General features: G+C 67.9%; 13 protein-coding genes. 4 read left to right on the top strand and 9 right to left on the bottom strand.

Going from position 1 to position 18286, the window contains the following annotated elements; genetic code table 11:
* Window positions 1–5: 5 nt before the first annotated feature.
* Complete coding sequence (locus ACXJLH_RS16720; protein WP_457445377.1) at window positions 6–962, top strand: tripartite tricarboxylate transporter substrate binding protein; 957 nt, start codon at window positions 6–8, stop codon at window positions 960–962.
* Here ACXJLH_RS16720 and ACXJLH_RS16715 read toward each other — a convergent pair.
* A complete protein-coding gene (locus tag ACXJLH_RS16715) occupies window positions 959–1546 on the bottom strand; it encodes a TetR/AcrR family transcriptional regulator (RefSeq protein ID WP_457445375.1) in 588 nt (195 codons plus the stop codon). The two genes, ACXJLH_RS16720 and ACXJLH_RS16715, sit on opposite strands and share 4 nt — an antisense overlap.
* Before the next feature lie 89 nt (window positions 1547–1635).
* Between ACXJLH_RS16715 and ACXJLH_RS16710 the strand changes: the two genes are divergently transcribed.
* Window positions 1636–2634: a saccharopine dehydrogenase NADP-binding domain-containing protein gene (locus ACXJLH_RS16710; protein ID WP_457445373.1), complete on the top strand. Its 999-nt coding sequence runs from the start codon at window positions 1636–1638 to the stop codon at window positions 2632–2634.
* Here the strand turns inward: ACXJLH_RS16710 and ACXJLH_RS16705 are convergent.
* The 7 genes from ACXJLH_RS16705 to ACXJLH_RS16675 are packed head-to-tail and all read right to left on the bottom strand — an operon-like array spanning window position 2606 to window position 11229.
* Window positions 2606–3640 carry a glycoside hydrolase family 5 protein gene (locus ACXJLH_RS16705; RefSeq protein ID WP_457445371.1) on the bottom strand — a complete coding sequence of 345 codons (1035 nt, stop codon included), beginning with the start codon at window positions 3638–3640 and terminating at the stop codon, window positions 2606–2608. The two genes, ACXJLH_RS16710 and ACXJLH_RS16705, sit on opposite strands and share 29 nt — an antisense overlap.
* Before the next feature lie 3 nt (window positions 3641–3643).
* Complete coding sequence (locus tag ACXJLH_RS16700; protein WP_457445369.1) at window positions 3644–4780, bottom strand: glycoside hydrolase family 5 protein; 1137 nt, start codon at window positions 4778–4780, stop codon at window positions 3644–3646.
* Between the two features lie 4 nt (window positions 4781–4784).
* Complete coding sequence (locus tag ACXJLH_RS16695; protein ID WP_457445367.1) at window positions 4785–6083, bottom strand: AGE family epimerase/isomerase; 1299 nt, start codon at window positions 6081–6083, stop codon at window positions 4785–4787.
* Entirely contained in the window at window positions 6080–8239 is a 2160-nt protein-coding gene (locus ACXJLH_RS16690) for a GDSL-type esterase/lipase family protein (protein WP_457445365.1), read from the bottom strand. The genes ACXJLH_RS16695 and ACXJLH_RS16690 overlap by 4 nt, the downstream gene beginning before the upstream one ends.
* A 1-nt stretch (window position 8240) precedes the next feature.
* A complete protein-coding gene (locus tag ACXJLH_RS16685) occupies window positions 8241–9119 on the bottom strand; it encodes a carbohydrate ABC transporter permease (protein ID WP_457445363.1) in 879 nt (292 codons plus the stop codon).
* Window positions 9116–10000 carry a carbohydrate ABC transporter permease gene (locus tag ACXJLH_RS16680; RefSeq protein WP_457323061.1) on the bottom strand — a complete coding sequence of 295 codons (885 nt, stop codon included), beginning with the start codon at window positions 9998–10000 and terminating at the stop codon, window positions 9116–9118. The genes ACXJLH_RS16685 and ACXJLH_RS16680 overlap by 4 nt, the downstream gene beginning before the upstream one ends.
* Window positions 9997–11229, bottom strand: a complete 1233-nt coding sequence (locus ACXJLH_RS16675; protein ID WP_457445361.1) for an extracellular solute-binding protein — start codon at window positions 11227–11229, stop codon at window positions 9997–9999. Before ACXJLH_RS16675 ends, ACXJLH_RS16680 begins: the two co-directional genes overlap by 4 nt.
* Window positions 11230–11546: 317 nt before the next feature.
* On the opposite strand from ACXJLH_RS16675, the gene ACXJLH_RS16670 reads away from it, so the two are divergent.
* Both ACXJLH_RS16670 and ACXJLH_RS16665 read left to right on the top strand, forming a co-directional pair.
* Window positions 11547–14045 (top strand): glycosyl hydrolase 2 galactose-binding domain-containing protein, encoded by a 2499-nt coding sequence (locus ACXJLH_RS16670; RefSeq protein ID WP_457445359.1) that lies wholly within the window; start codon window positions 11547–11549, stop codon window positions 14043–14045.
* A 158-nt stretch (window positions 14046–14203) separates the two neighbouring features.
* On the top strand, window positions 14204–17284 hold the full coding sequence (locus ACXJLH_RS16665; protein ID WP_056203880.1) for a TonB-dependent receptor: 3081 nt from the start codon (window positions 14204–14206) through the stop codon (window positions 17282–17284).
* 105 nt (window positions 17285–17389) lie between these two features.
* Here ACXJLH_RS16665 and msrA read toward each other — a convergent pair whose 3' ends face one another.
* Window positions 17390–18085: a peptide-methionine (S)-S-oxide reductase MsrA gene (gene msrA / locus ACXJLH_RS16660; RefSeq protein WP_457390727.1), complete on the bottom strand. Its 696-nt coding sequence runs from the start codon at window positions 18083–18085 to the stop codon at window positions 17390–17392.
* Between the last annotated feature and the right edge of the window lie 201 nt (window positions 18086–18286).

Genomic DNA, 18286 nt, shown 5'->3' with positions numbered 1-18286 from the left:
CGCCCGTGCCGAAGTGCCTTGTTCCCGTCGCAGCTCTGCTGCTTGCACTGACCGCCCATGCCCAGGAAACGGCCTGGCCGTCCAAGCCCCTGCACTTCGTCGTGCCCTTTGGCCCCGGCGGCGCCAACGACATCGTCGCCCGCACGGTGGCCGAAGCCACGGCCAAGCAGCTGGGGCAGCCGATCATCATCGAGAACAAACCCGGCGCGGGCTCCATGATCGGCGCGGCCTATGTGGCCAAGGCCGCGCCTGACGGCTACACCTTCCTGACGCCGGCGGCCGGTGTCATCACCAATGCGCTGATCAAGACACGCATGCCCTATGCCGAGAACGACCTCGTGCCCGTCGTCATGATGGCCGTCAGCCCCTCGGTCGTCGTCGTGCCGGGCGACTCGGCCATCAAGGATCTGAAGGGCCTGATCGCGGCGTCCAGGAAAGGCCAGGGGCTGAACTTCGCGACGGCCGGCACCGGCAGCACGCCGCATTTCGTGGCCGAGATGCTCAAGCTCAAGGCTGGCGCCAAGCTGCAGATCGTGCCCTTCAAGAGCGGCTCCGAAGGCATGGCGGCCGTTGTCGGTAACCAGGTCGATGCGACCTCCGAGGCCAGCCCCGTCGTGCTGTCGATGGTGAAGGCCGGCAAGCTCAAGGCCATCGCCTCGACGTGGAACCGTCGCATCGCGGCTTTGCCCGACCTGGCCACCGCCCAGGAGCAGGGCTTCAACGACGTTTTCATTGGCCATTGGTCGGGCGTGTTCGCGCCCAAGGGCACGCCCGAGGCCATCCTCGACAAACTCAATGCGGCCGTGAATGCGGCGCTGAAGACGAGCGAGCTGCGCGCCAAGCTCATCCCGCTGGCCATCGACCCGACGGGCGGCAGCCGCGAGGACTTCCGCAAGTTCCTCGTCGCCGAAAAGGCCCGCCTGGCGCCGGTGGCCAAGGCGGCGCAGATGAAGGAAGACTAGCGGTCGGCTTCGACGAGGGCGCGCATCGCGGCCAGCAGCACATCCGTCGCTTCATCGGGCGTCAGCAGCTCGGCGCTGACGAAGGCGCCATTGACGAGCAAGGCCAGCTGAGCGGCGAGTACCTTCGGCGCGCGTGCCTTCAGGCGTTGGGCGATGACCGTGAGGCGGGATCGCAGCGCCTGCATGTGGGCGCGCGCCACGCCTCGCGCCGGGTGGTCTTGCTCGGCGAACTCGGCCGCCACATTGATCTGTGGGCAGCCCCGGTAGTTGGCGCGACCCAGGCGCTCGCCGATCCAGCGCATGTGCGCTTCCAGCTCGGCCTTCGCGTCGCCCGCGTTTTCCGCGGCGACCCGGTCCCAGGTCGCCCAGAAGTCCACGTCCTCGCGCTCCAGGAAGGCCACGATGAGGTCGTCCTTGGTGCGGAAGTGGCGGTACAGGCTGCTCTTGGCGACGCCAGCCTGCTCGATGACCAGATCGATGCCGACCGCGCGAACGCCGTTCTTGTAGAACAGCTCGGACGCCACGCCCAGCAGTCGCTCGCGGACGTTCTGAGCTTCGGGGGCAGTTTCAGCAGGCATGTTCATCACGGCGGTCGATTCGGTGTTGACACGATACAGACCATTCTGTATCGTTCAAAGAACAGACAGGTCTGTCTCGTTTCAAAAGGATGATCATGAGCAAGGATTTGGGCAAGAAGGCGGTCGCGGTCTACGGTGCCGGCGGGCACACCGGGCGATTCGTCGTCAACGAGGCGCTGAGGCGTGGCTTGAAGGTTGTGGCGATCGGGCGGGATGCGTCGCGACTGCCGGCTGGCGTGGAGGCGCGGGTCGCGACCATTGACGACGCGGCCGCGCTGGACGCGGCACTGCAGGGCTGCGGCGTGGTCATCAACTGCGCCGGGCCGTTTCTCGACACGGCGGCGCCGGTCATCGAGGCCGCGCTGCGCGCCGGCTGCGGCTATATCGACGTGACCGCCGAGCAGGCCAGCGCTGAAGCCGTCTTCGAGAACTTCGATGCCCGGGCTCGCGTGGCTGGCGTCGCCATCATTCCGGCGGCGGGCTTTTATGGCGGGCTGGCTGACCTGCTGGCGACGGCGCTGATGGGCGACGGCGCCGTGCACGACCTGGCCATCGCCATCGCGCTGGACCACTGGTGGCCCACCGAGGGCACGCGCAAGACCGGTGAGCGCAACCAGGTGCCGCGCGTTGTGCTGCAAGGCGGCCAGATCGTGCGCATGCCGACCCCCGCAGCCCAGCGTGACTGGACCTTCGGTGCGGGCCACGGCGAGCAGGCCATGGTCGAACTGCCCTTCAGCGAGGTCATCACCATCGCCCGCCATCTGCGCGTGCAGAACCTGCGCTCGTGGCTGACGCTGTCGTCCCTGCAGGAGATCCGCGACACCACCACGCCGCCGCCCGAGGCCAGTGACGCGCAGGGCCGTTCAGCGCAGCGCTTCGAGATGGTGGTCCAAGCCGGCGAAGGGGCGAGCGCGAGAAAGGCCATCGCCCGTGGCCAGGACATCTATGCGGTGTCGGCGCCGCTTGTGGTGGAGGCAGCCGAGCGCATGCTGCAGCCATCCTTCAAGCGCAGCGGTGCGCTCGCCCTGGGTGAGGCCTTCGACGCCAAGGACTTCCTTCAGTCGCTCAGGGAGTTTGAACTGCAATTGGGCTGAGGAAAGGCGCCAGCCAGCGCATCTGCGGCTTGTCGCGGCCCTCGGCGGTGGGGTCCAGGGACAGGAAATAGTCGCCCCAGGTCGGGCCACCGGCCCACCACAGCCAGCCGTCCCAGACGTCGGCATTGGCCTGCAGATGCTTGAGCGCGCCGGTCACGGCCTGCTCGCAGACGGCATTGGCGCCGCCGCCCAGCTCACCCAGGATGGCGCGGCGCTTGTTCTTGCGCAGCCATTCGGTGAAGCGCTTGAGCCGCTCCGCGCCGGTCTCGGGGCTGACGCATTCGGGGCTGGTGCCGGAGCCGTCCTTGTCGAAGTACTGGTGCACTTCGAAGACCATGCGGTCCAGCGGGTCGCGCACCTGGCCCATGACCTCGGCGTTGGGTGTGCCGTACCACTTGGACTCGAACCAGCTCCAGGCGCCGGTGTAGCCGTTGCCGGGCACGGTGATGAGGTTGGTAGCGCCGGTCTTGCGGATGGCATCAATGGCGGCCTGGGCGGCCTGGCCCCAGGTCTCGGTCGGCATGTTGCGCGGCTCATTGACGAGGCCGAACTGCACTTTCGGGTTGTCCTTGAACTGCAGGGCCAGGCGCCGCCAGAAGTCGGCAAACGCGGCGATGGGCACCTCGGGCTTGCCGACATGCACCTCCTTGTAGGCGGCGTAGTTGTGCGGGTCCAGCAGCACATGCAGGCCGCGGGCGGTCGTGCCGTCGACGAACTCGCGAAGGCGAGCGAGTTCCGTCGGGTCGAACTCGCCGTTCAACGCCGGCTGCAGGCGCTCCCAGCGGAAGGCGATGCGCATCAGATTCATGCCCTTGGCCTGGTAGTAGGCCGTGCTGGCCACCGTCGGGTAGACGAAGTCCTTGCCATAGATGCCGGGGAAGGGCAGCTTCTCGCCCCACTCGGCGCTGGACAGGCTGATGCCGCGCCAGGGCAGCAGTTCGGCCGCGCAGACGCCCTGGACGAGGGACGCCAGCAGGCAGGTGGTGGCGAGGTGTCGCAGCTTCATGGATCAGTCCTTCGTCAGGGTGGTGCCGTACAGCGCCTGGACCAGGTCGGTCCGCCAGGCATGGGCTTGCGGGTCATAGAGGCCGAAGCCCGAGGCCAGTTCCCAGTACATCCAGGGCAGTTGGCGGGCGGCCATCTCGGCGCGCATCGCCTTCAGGTAGCGCACCCGGGCGCCGAGTGCCGCGCGGCTGTAGGCGCCGAACTCGCCGACCACCACGGGGTAGCCCAGGCGCTTGCCTTCGTTGGCGGCCAGGTCCAGGCCTTCGCGGATCTTGGCCAGCTGGGTGGCGTCGCAGCAATCCACGCCCACGGGCGGTGAGGGGCTGACCCATTCCGCACCCTGATGGGTGAAGGTGAATGGCTCGTAATGGTGGACGGTGAGCAGCAGGTTGGCGTCGGCCGGCAGCTGCAGCTTGGACAGCGCCCAGGGACTGTTCCACTGCACCGGGCCGATCATGACGATACGGCTCGGGTTGCTGGCGCGCACCACGCGCAGGGCGCGCGAGGCCAGGGTGTTCCAGTCGGCCTCGAGCTTGTTGTGCGGCTCGTTGTAGAGCTCGAACACCAGGCCCGGCCCGGCATTGGCGAAGCGCTCAGCGATCTGGCGCCACATGGCCAGGAAGCGCAACTGCACCACGTCCGCCGCGACGCTGGCTTCACCCGACTCGACGGCGTCGCCATCGAGCTGGTGGTAGTGGTGCATGTTCAGCACGACGGTGACATTGCGCGCGAGCAGCTTGGTGACGATGCCTTCGACGCGGGTCATGAAGGCGGCATCGATGGTGGCTGCGGCATCCAGGCTGGCGTGGTTGCTCCAGCGCACCGGCAGGCGCACCGCCTGGCTGTAAGACGGGCTGGCGCTCGGGCCGACGAGCTGGATGAATTCGTCTTCGACCTTCAGCCCCCAGGCGCCTTCGCTGGGCGCTTCCAGCATGCTGCCGAAGTTGATGCCGCCGCCCAGCGCCGCGGCGGCGGTGCGGGCCTGTGCCGAGGCGCCGGGCGGTGTCCCGGACGGCGTGGTCGGGTAGGCGGCCCAGGGGTCTGTGGGCGTGGGCGGTGCCGGCTCGGCGGCGGCACCACCACCTCCGCCACCGCAGGCAGCAAGCAGCGCGATCAGCAGGGCAGTGGCAAGGCGGCCCATGGCGTCAGCCCCGCGCCGGCGGTTGCACGCCGAGCGCGGCCAGCACGTCCTGGCAGGCACCCATGGTGTGGTAATCGGTCTTGCCGGCGGGACTTTTCTCGTCGGTGACCTTGCTGTTGTCGGGCGCGAGGATGCGATACCAGGCGCCGTGCTCGTGGTCGACGAAGTGCTGCCAGGCGTAGGTCCAGATCCGGTCGTACCAGGCCCAGTAGGCGTCGTCGCCGGTGCGTACGGCCAGCCAGGCGGCGGCGGCAAGGCTTTCGGCCTGGACCCAGAAGTATTTGTCGGCGTCGCACACCTTCATGTCGGGCGCCGGGCCGCTCCCAAGGCCGGCGTGTCCCCCTCGGGGGGACGACTGCGTACCCGCAGGCGGGGGGCGCCATGATTCGTCCGGCGCGAAGCCATAGACGAGGCCGCCGTGAACGCCGTCCCAGCCGCGCTGCATGGCGGTGTCGAAGAAGTGGCGCGCCGTCGGCACCAGCCAGCCGGGTGCCGCCGCGCCCAGGCGACGCTCCAGCATCAGCAGCAGCTTGGTCCACTCGGTGAGGTGGCCGGTCTGGAAGCCCCAGGGCCGGAAGATGTTGGTCTTGTCGTCGCGGTTGTAGTCCCAGTCGGGTGTCCAGTCGGTCTTGTAGTGCTCCCAGACGAGGCCGCCCGCGAGCGCCGCCTGGCGTTGGGCGATGGACGTGGCCAGGGTCAGCGCACGGTCGAGGTAGCGAGATTCACCGGTGGCGGCGTGAGCGGCCAGCATGGCTTCGCAGGCGTGCATGTTGGCGTTCTGGCCGCGGTAGGGACCGATGCCCCAGTCCGGCGTCGCCTCGTCGGCGTAGAGGCCGTGGGCGGGTTCCCAGAAGTGCTGCTCCATCAGTTCGAAGGTGGCGGCGATGCCTTCGCGCGCGCCGGGCACGCCGGCTTCCGTGGCGTGCGAGTTGGCCAACAGCACGAAGGCCAGGCCGTAGCAATGGTTGGCGCCGTCGAGCACCGTGGCGCGGCCGTCGTGCCAGTCCAGCACCCAGGCATAGCCCCCTTGCGGCTGAGCATGGACCTGGTTGACGAAGGCCAGTGCGTGCGCGACGTCGTGAACAGGTCCGCCAAACCAGCGCCAGGCCAGCGCGTGGTTGAAGACGAAGCGCGTGCTGCTGACGAGGTGGCGGGTGCGGCGGTCGTAGATCGTGCCGTCGTCCTTGAAGAACTGGAAGCAGCCGCCGGTTTCGTCGCGCGCACGCGGCGCGTAGAAGTCCAGCGTGTGGCGCATGTGCGCCCACAACGCTGCGGGCTGGCGCATGTCGGGAACTGGGATCATTTCAGCACCTCGTCTTTCAGGAAACGGGTCAACTCGTCGGCCATCAAGGTATGCACGTCGATGCGCGGATGGGCCCAGGAGAAGGCCTCGAAGCGGTAGGACCAGACCTTGGCGTCGCCTTCCGCGCGCAGCGTCTGCATGGCGCCCAGCACGGCACGCGGGATGGCGGGTTGTTCGCGCGGGGCCGACATGCCGCCCATCAGCAGCACGATCTTGGCTTGCGGGTAGCGCGCGCGCAGGCCGCGTACGAAGGCGAGATAGCGCGGGCCGAAGTCAGCGGCGATGGTCTGGCCCTTCGAAGCCGGGAAGCCATGGTCGTTCTGGCCGAGGTTGAGCAGCACCACGTCGGGCGCGCGTGCTTCGGGCGGCGCAACCGGTGCGTCCAGCCGCGGTGCATAACGGTTCCAGACCTCGGGCATCAGCAACTGGTCCCAGGTGGCCGTGATGCCGATGCCGCTGACAGCAATGCCGACGTAGTCCGCGCCCAGCCTGGCAGCCGTCACCGCGCCATAGGCTCGCGTGCCGTCGTGGGTGGACATGTCGGCGTACTGGTCTTCGCCGATGTCGCCATTGCATGCGCCTGCGGTGATGGAGTCGCCATAGAACTCGAACTTGAGCGGGCGCAGTGGCGGAGGGTCGAGCAGCCTGCCGCCTTCGGCCAGACGCAGACCCAGGAAGAGGCTTTCAGCCTGCGAAGCCTCGGTACGCTTGACGAGGCGCAGCTCGTGTTCTCCGGCCGTCAAGGGCAGCCGCCAGTCGGCCAGCCCGCTGCTGCGCAGCGCCAGTGCGTGGCGGCGGCCGTCGACCTCGACGGTGAAATGGTTGATACCGCCGCGCGACGGTGCCAGGCGCAGCGTGAGCTGGTCGCCGGTGAAGCGGGCGCGCAGCTCGCTGCCGCTCCACGCCAGCAGCTTGCCGCCGGGCGCGCTGCCGATGCGGCCGATCCAGCGCAGCTTGGGATCGTCCGCGGCTATCAGGCCTGGCTTGCTTGACGGCGCCTCGCGCACGAAATCGCTCGGGTGGAGTTCGGGCGGGAAGATGCCGGCCGACATGACGGCCAGCAGGCTCGCCGGGCGGCCGCTGCCGGTCCATTCGTCCTTCTTCACGCGCACGTGCAGCAGGTGGGCGCCGGGCTCCAGCTCGCGACCGACGACGGCGTAGTGCCAGCCGAGGTAGCCCTTGCGTTCCGGCACCTGGCCGCGGAGCGTGACGACGGGCCCGTCGTCCACCCAGGCTTCGAGGTTGCGGTAGTGCTCGCTTTCGGCGTGGAAGACCGCGACCTCGCGTCCCCAGACGATAAAATGAGCCTCGGCATCGTCGGCCTTGCTGACCCAGCCGGGCTGCTGGCCGGTCCACTCGGGATGCACCTCGCCGCCACGCTCGAAGCCATGCACCTGGTAGGGCTTGAGGGTCTCGCCGGCCAGCATCCGCGTGAACTCGTGGGCGCGGCCGTAGACGGGATCGGGCAGCGGCGCGGGCGCGGCGACCGGCCCGCGGGCGGCTGCCCGCAGTGTCTCGGCCAGCGCAAGCGCGATGCGCTGATGGCCGGTGGCGTTCGGGTGGACGGGCTCGTCGTAGAGAGCCGCCCAGCGGTCTTCGCCGGCATCGACGCGGGCCTGCATCCAGCGGCCGAAGTCCAGCGCGGCGAGGCCGTAGTGAGCGGCCAGCTTCAGCTGCGCATCGACCGCGTCGCGCGCCTGGTTGCCCTGCTGCGTCAGGCCGAGCACGACGACCGCGGGCGGCTTCTTGGAAGTCAACAGTCGGCGCAGGATGGCTTCATAGCTGCTGCCGCGCACGGCCGGATCCAGCCACTGGTCGTTGACGCCGAACTCGACGATGACCAGGTCGGGCGACTTGTCCAGCACCTGCGTCTGCAGCCGCTGCACACCGGCGGCGGAGTCCGTGCCGCTGACGCCGGCGTTGACCAGCCTGGCCTTGGGGCCGAGCGACCTGGCGAGCAGGGCCGCCCAGCCGCGCTCGCGGGGAGGCTGGGCGGCGTAGCCGGTCGTGATGGAGCCGCCAATGGTGGCCAAGGTGATCGCCTCGCCAGCGTCCAGCCTTTGCATGACGGCCTGCAGCCGTGGGTCGTTTGCCGCCTGGCCGACGGTCGGCAGCATCAATGACAAGTACAACGCGAATCCCTTCAGAAATCTCATGTCAGCCCTTGGTGGCGCCCGCTTGCAGCCCGGCAACGAACTGCTTCTGGAAAACCAGGAAGAGCACGACGGCCGGCAGCGAGGCGAGCAGCGACCCCGCCATCAACACGGCGGCCGATTGCGGGTTGAAGCTCAGGTCGCCCGCCATCTTGCCGAGTTGCAGCGGCAGGGTCAGCGTGGCCGCGTCGTTGACGACGAGCAGCGGCCACAGGAAGTTATTCCACTCGCCCACCGCCACCGGGATGGCAATCGCCGCCAGAGCTGGCCGCAGCATGGGCAGCACGACGCTCCACCAGATGCGCAGCGTGCCGGCGCCGTCCAGGGTCGCGGCGCTGATGAGTTCGTCGGGCACGCTCAGCATGGCCTGGCGGAAGTAGAAGACGACGAAGGCTTTCGCCAGGCCCGGCACCAGCAGGGCGGCGTACGTGTTGATCCAGCCCAGCTGCGCCACAGTGACGAAGTTGGGCACGATGGTGACTTCCCACGGCAGCATCATCGACACCAGCAGCGCGCGGAACAGCCAGCGGCTGCCGGGGAAGGGCCGCTTGGTCAGCACGAAGGCGACGAGGGACGCGGCCAGCAGGCTGACGACCGTGACGACGATGGTGACGAGCAGGCTGTTGGCATAAAAGCGCAGGAAGCCGTGGCCCTCGACCTGCACTTGCAGGATGCCGGCGAGCTTGTCGGGGTCGGCCGTGGTGCCGGCCCAGTCGGGGTTGAAGAAGTTGCGCGACGTGGGAGCGTGGGGCAGCAGCGTGGGCGGCTGGCGCAGCAGCTCGGCCACGGTCTTGAAGGCGCCGGCGGCCATCCAGTAGTAGGGCAGCAGCATGGCGGGCACCAGCAGCCACAGCGGTGCCTGGAGGATGCGAGTCCACTTCATCGCCCGCCCTCCCGGCCGATCAGCTTGAGGTTCAGCCAGGTCAGGCCGAACAGCAGCGTCGTCAGCACCCAGGCGGCCGCCGAGGCCAGGCCCAGGTCGAGCTGGCGGAAGCCCCGGTCGAAGAGATAGGTCACCAGCATCAGCGCCGAGTCCAGCGGGCCGCCGAGCGTCTCGACCGCGCCGTAGAGCAGATAGGGCTCATAGAAGACCTGGAAGCTGGCGATCATGCCGGTCACGCTCACATAGACCAGCGTGGGGCGCAGGTTGGGCAGCGTGATGTGCAGCAACTGCTGCCAGCGTGAGGCGCCGTCCAGACGCGCGGCCTGGTAGAGCTCTTCGGGGATGGCGCGCAGGCCGGCGACGAAGATGACGAGGTTGTAGCCGAGCACCGACCAGACGCCGACGAGGACGAGAACGGGCATCGTCCATTGCGGGTCACCGAGGAAGCGCGCCGGCTCCAGGCCGACGGCCGCGCGGATGCTGTTGAACAGGCCATAGGCCTCGGAGTTGGCGAGCCACTTCCAGGCTGAGATGGCGCCGACGCCGCCGGCCACGGCCGGCAGGAAGAAGGCCACGCGCACCCACTGGTGCAGCCGCGAGTTGCTGCCGAAGTTCAGCGCCAGCACGAGGCCGAGCAGCACGGCGATGACCGACACCGAGGCCATGTAGGTGGCGGTGTTGCCCAGCGCCGTCCAGAAGCGCTCGTCGGCGAAGAGTTCGGCGTAATTGCGCAGGCCGATCCAGTTGGGGGCGTCGGTGGCGTGGTAGTCCGTGAAGCTCAGCCAGGCCGAGCGCAGCACGGGCCAGACGCCGAACAGGCCGAACAGGGCGAAGAAGGGCGCGACGAGCAACATGTCACGGCCATGGCGACGCCAGATCATGGCTGCGATCCCAATGCGGCCAGTGCACGGTTCATGACGGCGGCAGCGCGGCTCAGCTCCACCTGCGGGTCGCCGCCGGCCAGCACGACGCGCTGCACGGCGCGGGTGACGATGTAGTCCTGGCGCATCCATGCGGGGCAGGGCGGCGGGCCCTCGGCGTCGGCGAGCTGGGTCAGCAGGGCCTCACGGTGGGGCAGGGGCAGGGTGGCGATCTGATCCTGCCGGCCGGAGGGCAGCCACATGCCGCCGTAGGCCAGCGCGGCCTCGGCCATGCGGCGCGTGACCTCGGGCTGGTAGACGGTGCGCATGAAGTCCAATGCCAGCTCGCGATTGGGCGAAAAGCGTGTGATGGCCAGCACCGTGCCGCCCAGCACTGCGGTGCGCTTGCCCGTCGGGCCGATGGGCAGCGGCGCGGCGGCCCACCGCCCGACCAGGCCCTTGTGAACCATGTCCATTCGCGACAGCAGCCAGGTGCCGGACTGCATCAGCCCGTAGGCGCCGCTTTCCAGGCCGCCGTCGGCGTCGGGCCAGCCATCCGTGGGTGCCTGCAGCTCGTGGTACAGGCGCGCGTAATAGGTCAGCGCACGCACGGCCTCGGGGCTGTCGATGACGGCGCGTGCGCAGTTGGCGTCGTAGACGGCCCCGCCGGCCTGGCGCAGGTAGGGGTAGAAGCCCAGCCAGCTGGTATTGCCCCATTGCTGTGCAAAGCCGTGTCCCTGGGCGCGTTGCGCGCGGGCGACACGGATGAAGCTTTCCCAGTCTCCGGGTGCCTCGGCAGCCAGGTCGCTGCGGTAGTACTGCAGCTGCACATGCATGTCGAAGGGGGCGCCGTAGAGGCGGCCGTCCGGGCGGCGGATGGCGCGCAGCGCGCCGGGGTTGGCGTGCTGTTCGAGCTGGCGGGCGAGGTCGGGCGCAGCCTGGTTCAGGTCGACCAGCGCGCCCTTGGCGCCGAGCGCGATCGCGTACGAGGTGCTGCCGGTGACGAGATCGGGCCCACGCCGGCTGGCCAGTGCCGCGGAGTACTTGGTCATCGCGTCAGCCCAGGGCACGTCGCGCACTTCCACGGTGACATCCGGATGGGCGGCGCGGAAGGCGGCGACGGCCGGCTGCATGACCTGGGGCGTCTTGTCGTCGCCCACCATCCAGATGACCAGGCGGGCGGCGTGAGCGAGTGGCACGCCGGCAGCGAGACCGAGGACCAGCGCCGCCTGGGTGAGCAGGGCTTTCATTGCGGGGGAAGCGCGTGGCCGGCTTGGCCACTTTGTCTCGTTGTTGTTTACTAAACGGACCGGATTATGTGCGGCAGTTGAGCGGCTGTGTTGACTGTCTCTTCCAGAAAACATCAGGAATATCCCCGAGTGCTAGCGTTGTCGTAGAGAAACAGAATGCGCAACAGAACAATGTTTAGCTTTGCTTGTGGCGAAGCAGGAGACAAGCCGCGGCCGCGTTGAGGCGCGGCGCAGAGGCTGAACGGCGAAGCGTGCCGTTCGGCTCGGGGTCTCCCGCCGCGGGCTGGTGTGCAACGCAACCGCAACGACTCCGACACGTGAGCCCTGAACGACTGATCGATCTGCATGACGGCTGGCTGCTGGCCGAGGCGCCCGAGGGCCTTGGCGGGCCGGCGCTGTCGGCCCTGCCCGCTGATGCCTGGCTGCCGGCCACTGTGCCCGGCACGGCCCATGGCGCGTTGCTGGCGGCCGGGCGCATTCCCGATCCCTTCTACGGCATGAACGAGGCCGAGGTGCGCTGGGTCGGCGAGCGCCGCTGGGCCTGGCGGCTGGGCTTCGAGGCCGGCGCACTGGCCGACCACGAGGACCTGGTCTTCGAGGGCCTGGACACCTATTGCAGCGTCTGGCTCAACGGCGAGAAGCTGCTGGCATCGGACAACATGTTCGTGCCGCGCCGGGTCGATGTGCGCCGCCGCCTGCAGCCCGGGCGCAACGAACTGCTGCTGTGCTTCGAGCCGCCGCTGGGGCGTGCCCGCGAGGTCGAGGCCGTGCATGGCAAGCGTCAGCTTTGGAACGGCGACAGCGCCCGTCTGCATGCCCGCAAGGCGCAGTACCACTTTGGCTGGGACTGGGGTCCCGAGCTCCTCGTCAGCGGCCCTTGGCGCGCGGTGCGCCGGCACAGCTGGTCGGCGCGCATCGACGACTTGCACTGCCGCAGCGACGTGGATGTGGCTGGGCGACGCGCGACGCTGCAGGTCTCGGCGCGGCCCGCCGGTGCCGCCGGCTTGCGCTGCGCCTTCGAGCTGCTGGACGCCGACGGCCGCAGCGTGACCCGCCAGGTCGTGCCAGCCGATGCAGCGTGTGCGACGCTGAATGTCAGCGAGGCCCAGCTCTGGTGGCCCCGCGGCCTGGGCGGGCAACCGCTGTACACGCTGGTGGCCCACTTGCTGGACGGCGATCAGGTCGTGGCGCAGGACAGCCGCCGCATCGGCCTGCGCACGCTGCGCCTTGTGCAGGTCCCCGTCGAAGGCGAGGCGGGCAGCAGCTTCCATTTCGAGGTCAACGGCCAGGCCTTCTTTGCCGGTGGCGCGAACTGGATTCCCGACGACAACCTGCTGGAGCGCATCACGCCGGCGCGCTACCGCGAGCGCGTGGCCCAGGCGGCGGCGGCCAACATGAACATGCTGCGCGTCTGGGGCGGCGGCATCTATGAGCACGAGGCTTTCTATGAGGCCTGCGACGAGCTCGGCCTGCTGGTCTGGCAGGACTTCATGTTCGCCTGTGGTCTCTACCCCGCCAACGCCGACTACCTCGCCAGCGTGCGTGCGGAGGCTGAGGGCGCCGTGAAGCGTCTGCGCCACCACGCCTGCATGGCGCTCTGGTGCGGCAACAACGAGGACTACATGCTGGCCGAGTCCGTCGGCCTGGCCGGCCCGGGCGTGCCGGCCGAACGCTTCGAGGCGCGGGCGATCTACGAGGGCCTGCTGCCCGAGATCTGCGCGGCACTGGACCCGGACACCACCTACTGGCCGGGCAGCCCTTTCACCCCAGGCGACGGCGCCAAGTCCTCCGACGCGACCGTGGGCGACCGCCACAGCTGGGAGGTCTGGCACCAGCAGATGCTGCCCTACCAACGCTATGGCGACGTGCAGGCGCGCTTCGTCAGCGAATTCGGCATGCAGTCGCATCCCTCGCTGGCCTTGTTCGAATCGGTGCTGCCCAAAGCCGAGCGCTTCCCCGAGAGCCGCACGGTGCAGTGGCACAACAAGGCCGGCTCGGCGGCGGGGCCGGACGGGCATCGGCGCCTGTCGGTCTATCTGGCCGACAACCTGCGCGTGGGCGGCACGCTGGCGGATCACGTCTACGCGACGCAGTTCGTGCAGGCCGAGGCCATGCGGGTGGCCTACCAGGACTTCCGCCGCCGCTGGCAGCGGCCCGGCGCGCGCGCCGTGGGCGGTGCCCTGGTCTGGCAGCTCAACGATTGCTGGCCTGTGACGAGCTGGGCCCTCATCGACTCTTCGGGCACGGTCAAGCCGGCCTGGCATGCCGTGCGCCGCGCCCTGGCGCCGCTGGCCGTAGCCGTGCGGCTGGAGGCAGGGCAGGCGCGGCTGTCCGTCATGAACGGCGAGGCTCAGGCCTGTGAACTGGCGTTGCAGCTGCGCCTGTTCGCGATGGATGGACGCCAGCTCGCCAGCACCCGCGTCTTGCAAGCGGTTCCAGCGTCGACCAGCGTCGAGACGACCCAGCCTCTGCCGGGCTTTGACGAGCCGGTCGTCGCCGAGTTGTGCGCCTTCGATGCGGACGGCCGCGAGCTCGCGCGGGATTGCGCCTGGACCGAACCCTTCAAGTTCTACCGCCTGGCCGGCGCGCGCATCGCCATCCAGGCCGAGGGCCAGGCCTTGCGACTGAGCTGCGATCGACCGGTCAAAGGCCTTTGGCTCCAGCACCCGGGCCTGGATCTGGCGGACAACTTCATCGATCTGGTGCCTGGCGCCGAGCGCCTCGTTGGCTCGAGGATAGCGCTACCAGAATCCCTGGAAACCGTGGCACTCGAGCTGCCAGCACAGCACATCCATCTGCGGAGAAAGGAGGGTTGAATGCAGGAGCCATGCGTATATCCCCTATCCCTAGTAGTCCGGATGTCCGATTACTTGGACATTGTTAGCGTTACCAAATACCTGCGGCATAGAAACCAGCAGGACCGGCACGAGGCCCGCAAGGGCTGAGTGTTTCCCACCGAAGAGGAGCAAAGAGGATGAGACATTTCAAGAGGACAACGCTGTCCCTGGCGGCCGTACAGGCGCTGGTTTGGGCAGCCACACCGGCGCTGGCGCAGAACACGCCCGCGCCAGCTCCGGCGGCAGCACCCGCGGCTGACAAGGCGCCTCAGGCCCTGGAGACCGTCATTGTTTCCGGGCGCCGCGCCGCGCTTGCGTCGGCGCAGAAACTCAAACAGGAATCAGACGAGATCGTCGACTCGGTCGTCGCCGACGAGATCGGCAAGCTGCCCGACCGCTCGGTGTCCGAGGTGCTGCAGCGCATCGTGGGGGCCACGATGTCGCGGGTGTCGTCGTCCAACGACCCGGTGCACTTCTCGGTCGAAGGGTCGGGCGTCAACATCCGCGGCCTGACCTATGTCAGCTCGACGCTGAACGGCCGCGAAACCTTCAGCGCCAACCAGGGCCGCACGCTGGGCTTCGAGGACGTGCCGCCCGAGCTGATGGCCGGCGTGGACGTCTACAAGAACCCCTCGGCCGAGCAGATCGAGGGCGCCATCGGCGGCCTGGTGAACCTGCGCACGGCCCTGCCCTTCGACTTTCCCGGCTTCAAGGGCTCGATTTCGCTCGACGTCTCGCGCAACAGCCTGGCCAAGAAGAACAAGCCCAGCGTCTCGGGCCTGCTGTCCAACACCTGGAACACCGACGCGGGCAAGTTCGGCGCGCTGATCGACGTGGCGCATTCGCTCAGTTCCAACCGCACGGACGGCCTGGTGCTGGACCCGTTCTACAAGGCCACGCCGACCAGCCCGACCTGGTTCTCCCGCGACATGTCGTGGAAGCAGCAGTTCTACGACCGCACGCGCGACGGCATCTACGGCGCGCTGCAATGGAAGAAGGACGACGTCGAGTCCTCGCTGACCTTCTTCCGTTCCAAGTTCAAGTTCAACTGGAACGAGAACAACGTCAGCGCCCAGGTCGACCCCTACAACGTCGAGGTGCTGGACGGCACCTACGACGCCAACGGCGTGATGACCAAGGGCGTGCTGACCGGCAAGAAGGACGCCAACGGCAACTACACCGGCATCGAAGTCGAGAACCAGACGCGCTACTCCAAGCGCAACTCGCAGACCGATGAACTGGCCTGGAAGATTTCCGGCAAGGTCAACGAGCAGCTGACGCTGACGTCTGACTTCCAGTACATCCGCTCCAAGACCAACAACTTCGACTCCACGGTAGGCACCGCTGTGGCCCTGCCCAAGGAGACCGTGGACTACACCGGCTCGATGCCGCGCCTGGTGTTCGACGCCAGTGACATGGCCGTCCTCAACGACCCCAGCAAGTACTACTGGGCGATGATGATGGACCACCTGGACAAGGGCAAGGGCACGCAAAAAGCCTGGAAGGGTGATGCGCGCTGGGTCTTCCACGACAACAAGATCCTCAACGACCTGCGCGTGGGCGTGCGCATCGCCAAGCGCGACGCCGAGACCATCAACAGCAACCCGAGCTACAACTGGGCGACCATCACCCACGCCTGGCAGGTGGGCTGGAACATCGGCGACCTGGCCTACATCACCAAGGCGCCGGATATCCCCACCTACAAGAACAACTACGCCGACTTCATGGGCGGCGGCAAGGCCAACCTCCCGTCGCTGTATTTCCCGGCGGCTTCGGTGGCCTTCGACTGGCCCAACAGCTACAACAAGCTGCACCAGCTCTACCTGAACGAGTGCACGAACTTCAAGCCGGGCTGGGATGGTGCGGGCTGCCCGCAGCAGGCCAACAGCATCCAGGGCGGCGGCAAGTGGGCTCCTACTTCCTTCGGCACCGACCCGGCCGGCCGCAACACCCAGGCCGAGACCACCACGGCGGGGTATGCACAGCTGCGCTTCTCCTTCGATGAGGTGGGCCTGCCCATCGACGGCAACGTCGGCCTGCGCGCAGTCCACACCAAGAACCAGGCCGACGGCTACACCATCCTGACCACGCAGGCCGCACCGCCCGGGGCGGTTGGCTTGGCCGTGCCGCAGCTGACGCCGTTCGCCAAGGAGCAGAACTTCAACCAGAGCTTCACGGACTACCTGCCCAGCCTGAACCTGAAGTGGAAGGCCACGGCGGACGGCGCGCTGCAGTTCCGCTTTGCCGCGTCCAAAGCCCTGGCGCGCCCGCAGTTCAGCCAGATGCAGGGTTTCCTGTCGATGTCGCAAACCATCGAGGTCGATGCGCAAAGCGTGCCGCCCAACGTCAAGAAGATCAACCTGACCGGCACGGCCAGCGGCAACCCCGAGCTCAAGCCCATCCGCTCCGACCAGGAAGACGTGACGGCCGAGTGGTACTTCGCGAAGAACGGCTCCGTGACTGCCGCCGTCTTCAACAAGAACCTCAAGGACATCATCGTCAACCAGGCCTTCAACCGCACGGTCAACGACGCCAACGGCAAGCCGGTCAACTTCGTGCTGAATGGCCCGGTCAACGGCGCCAAGGGTTATGCGCGGGGCTTCGAAGTGGCCTACCAGCAGTACTTCGAGGGGCTGCCCTCGCTGCTGCAGGGCATCGGCCTGCAGGCGAACTACACCTACGTGGACAGCAAGGTGAAGCGCTACAACGCGGTGTACACGGGCTATTGCTCGCCCGGTGCAGGCCAGGACAACCTGAACCTGTACATCAACGGTTGTGACACCGATGGTCGTTCCTTTGGCGACATGCCGCTGGACAACCTGTCGAAGAACACCTTCAACATCGCGCTGCTCTACGACCGTGGTCCGGTCTCTGCCCGCATTGCCTACAACTACCGCGGCAGATACCTCTACGGCGTGGCGCTGAACTCCGACAACACCGGCCCCAACCAGACCAATGCGCTGGACACCAACCCGGCGAGCGCCAACTTTGGTCAGCACAACCTGCCCGTGGGCCTGCCGCTTTGGGCTGACGGCTATGGACAGGTCGACGCAGGTCTGCACCTGAAGATCGGCAACGATCTGTCCCTGGGTGTCGATGCCACCAACCTGACGAACAAGACGTACAAGCAGATCATGCAGCAGCACATCGGCATGATCGGCCACAACTACTTCACGTCGGGCCGCGGCTATCGCGTCAGCATGCAGTACAGCTTCTGAGCTTGATGAAGGGCGGGCCGCCCGGCCCGCCCGCCACTCGCAAGACCCGGCACCGCGGTTGGCTCCGCGGTGCTTTTTTTATGCGCGTCGGCCACTGGGCCAGGATCAACGCGCCTGCTTCACCAGCATGGGCTCGCTTCTGAACCGTTCGCCGAAAAGCCGCTTCAGCGCCGCGATCTTGGGCAGGTCGTGGAACACGATGTAGGGGTCTCGCGGGTTGTCGACCAAGTAGTCCTGATGGAATTTCTCGGCGGGATAGAAGTTGCCCCTGTTCTCCACCTTGGTCACGATGGGCTTGCCGTAGAGCCCTGTCGCGTCCAATTGCGCGATGTAAGCCTGGGCCGTCTCGCGCTGCGCCGCGTCGGCGGGAAACAGGGCCGAGCGGTATTGGCGGCCGATGTCCGGTCCCTGGTGGTTCAGCTGCGTCGGGTTGTGTGCCACGGAGAAGAAGACCTGCAGCAAGGCGCCGTAGCTGACCTGCGATGGGTCGAACGTCACCTCGACCGCCTCTGCATGGCCGGTGCGGCCGCTGGTGACCTGCTTGTAGTTAGCCGTGCTCGCCGTGCCACCCGCGTAGCCTGAGACGGCCTGCTGCACGCCCTGCACATGCTGGAACACACCCTGCACGCCCCAGAAGCAACCACCGGCGAACACCGCGGTCTGCAGGCCGGTTGCCGTGGGTGCCGGATCCTGGGCCGGCGGCGGGATGCTCACCGACTCGCCGGCGGCAGCGCAGCCACCTGCCAGGCTGCCAAGCAGCAGCGCAGCGGTGAATCGGCGGCGGGACGGCAGTGAGGTCATGGCTTTCGATCCGAAGTGAAGCGGTTGGCTGGATGCGAAAGCGTAGGCCGACATGGCGGGTTCAGGCAACCCGCCGTTCGGCCGTCACTTCCGGAACTTGCGGACCAGGTCCTCGACGCAAGGCCCGTCGCTCCGACCTAAACGCCTCTTGCTGTCGTCCGGCGCGGCAGCCGTGGGTGGCGCTTCGTAGAGCGGGGCCAG

Source organism: Roseateles sp. P5_E4, assembly GCF_054049255.1.
Note: the sequence above shows the minus strand (reverse complement) of the source record. Positions and strands in the feature narration are given on the sequence as shown.

What these genes read in the sequence shown, in the direction of transcription:
- ACXJLH_RS16715 (WP_457445375.1), bottom strand. Translation starts at nt 1,546, where the DNA reads ATGAACATGCCTGCTGAAACTGCCCCCGAAGCTCAGAACGTCCGCGAG.
- ACXJLH_RS16710 (WP_457445373.1), top strand. Translation starts at nt 1,636, where the DNA reads ATGAGCAAGGATTTGGGCAAGAAGGCGGTCGCGGTCTACGGTGCCGGC.
- ACXJLH_RS16705 (WP_457445371.1), bottom strand. Translation starts at nt 3,640, where the DNA reads ATGAAGCTGCGACACCTCGCCACCACCTGCCTGCTGGCGTCCCTCGTC.
- ACXJLH_RS16700 (WP_457445369.1), bottom strand. Translation starts at nt 4,780, where the DNA reads ATGGGCCGCCTTGCCACTGCCCTGCTGATCGCGCTGCTTGCTGCCTGC.
- ACXJLH_RS16695 (WP_457445367.1), bottom strand. Translation starts at nt 6,083, where the DNA reads ATGATCCCAGTTCCCGACATGCGCCAGCCCGCAGCGTTGTGGGCGCAC.
- ACXJLH_RS16690 (WP_457445365.1), bottom strand. Translation starts at nt 8,239, where the DNA reads ATGAGATTTCTGAAGGGATTCGCGTTGTACTTGTCATTGATGCTGCCG.
- ACXJLH_RS16685 (WP_457445363.1), bottom strand. Translation starts at nt 9,119, where the DNA reads ATGAAGTGGACTCGCATCCTCCAGGCACCGCTGTGGCTGCTGGTGCCC.
- ACXJLH_RS16680 (WP_457323061.1), bottom strand. Translation starts at nt 10,000, where the DNA reads ATGATCTGGCGTCGCCATGGCCGTGACATGTTGCTCGTCGCGCCCTTC.
- ACXJLH_RS16675 (WP_457445361.1), bottom strand. Translation starts at nt 11,229, where the DNA reads ATGAAAGCCCTGCTCACCCAGGCGGCGCTGGTCCTCGGTCTCGCTGCC.
- ACXJLH_RS16665 (WP_056203880.1), top strand. Translation starts at nt 14,204, where the DNA reads ATGAGACATTTCAAGAGGACAACGCTGTCCCTGGCGGCCGTACAGGCG.
- msrA (WP_457390727.1), bottom strand. Translation starts at nt 18,085, where the DNA reads ATGACCTCACTGCCGTCCCGCCGCCGATTCACCGCTGCGCTGCTGCTT.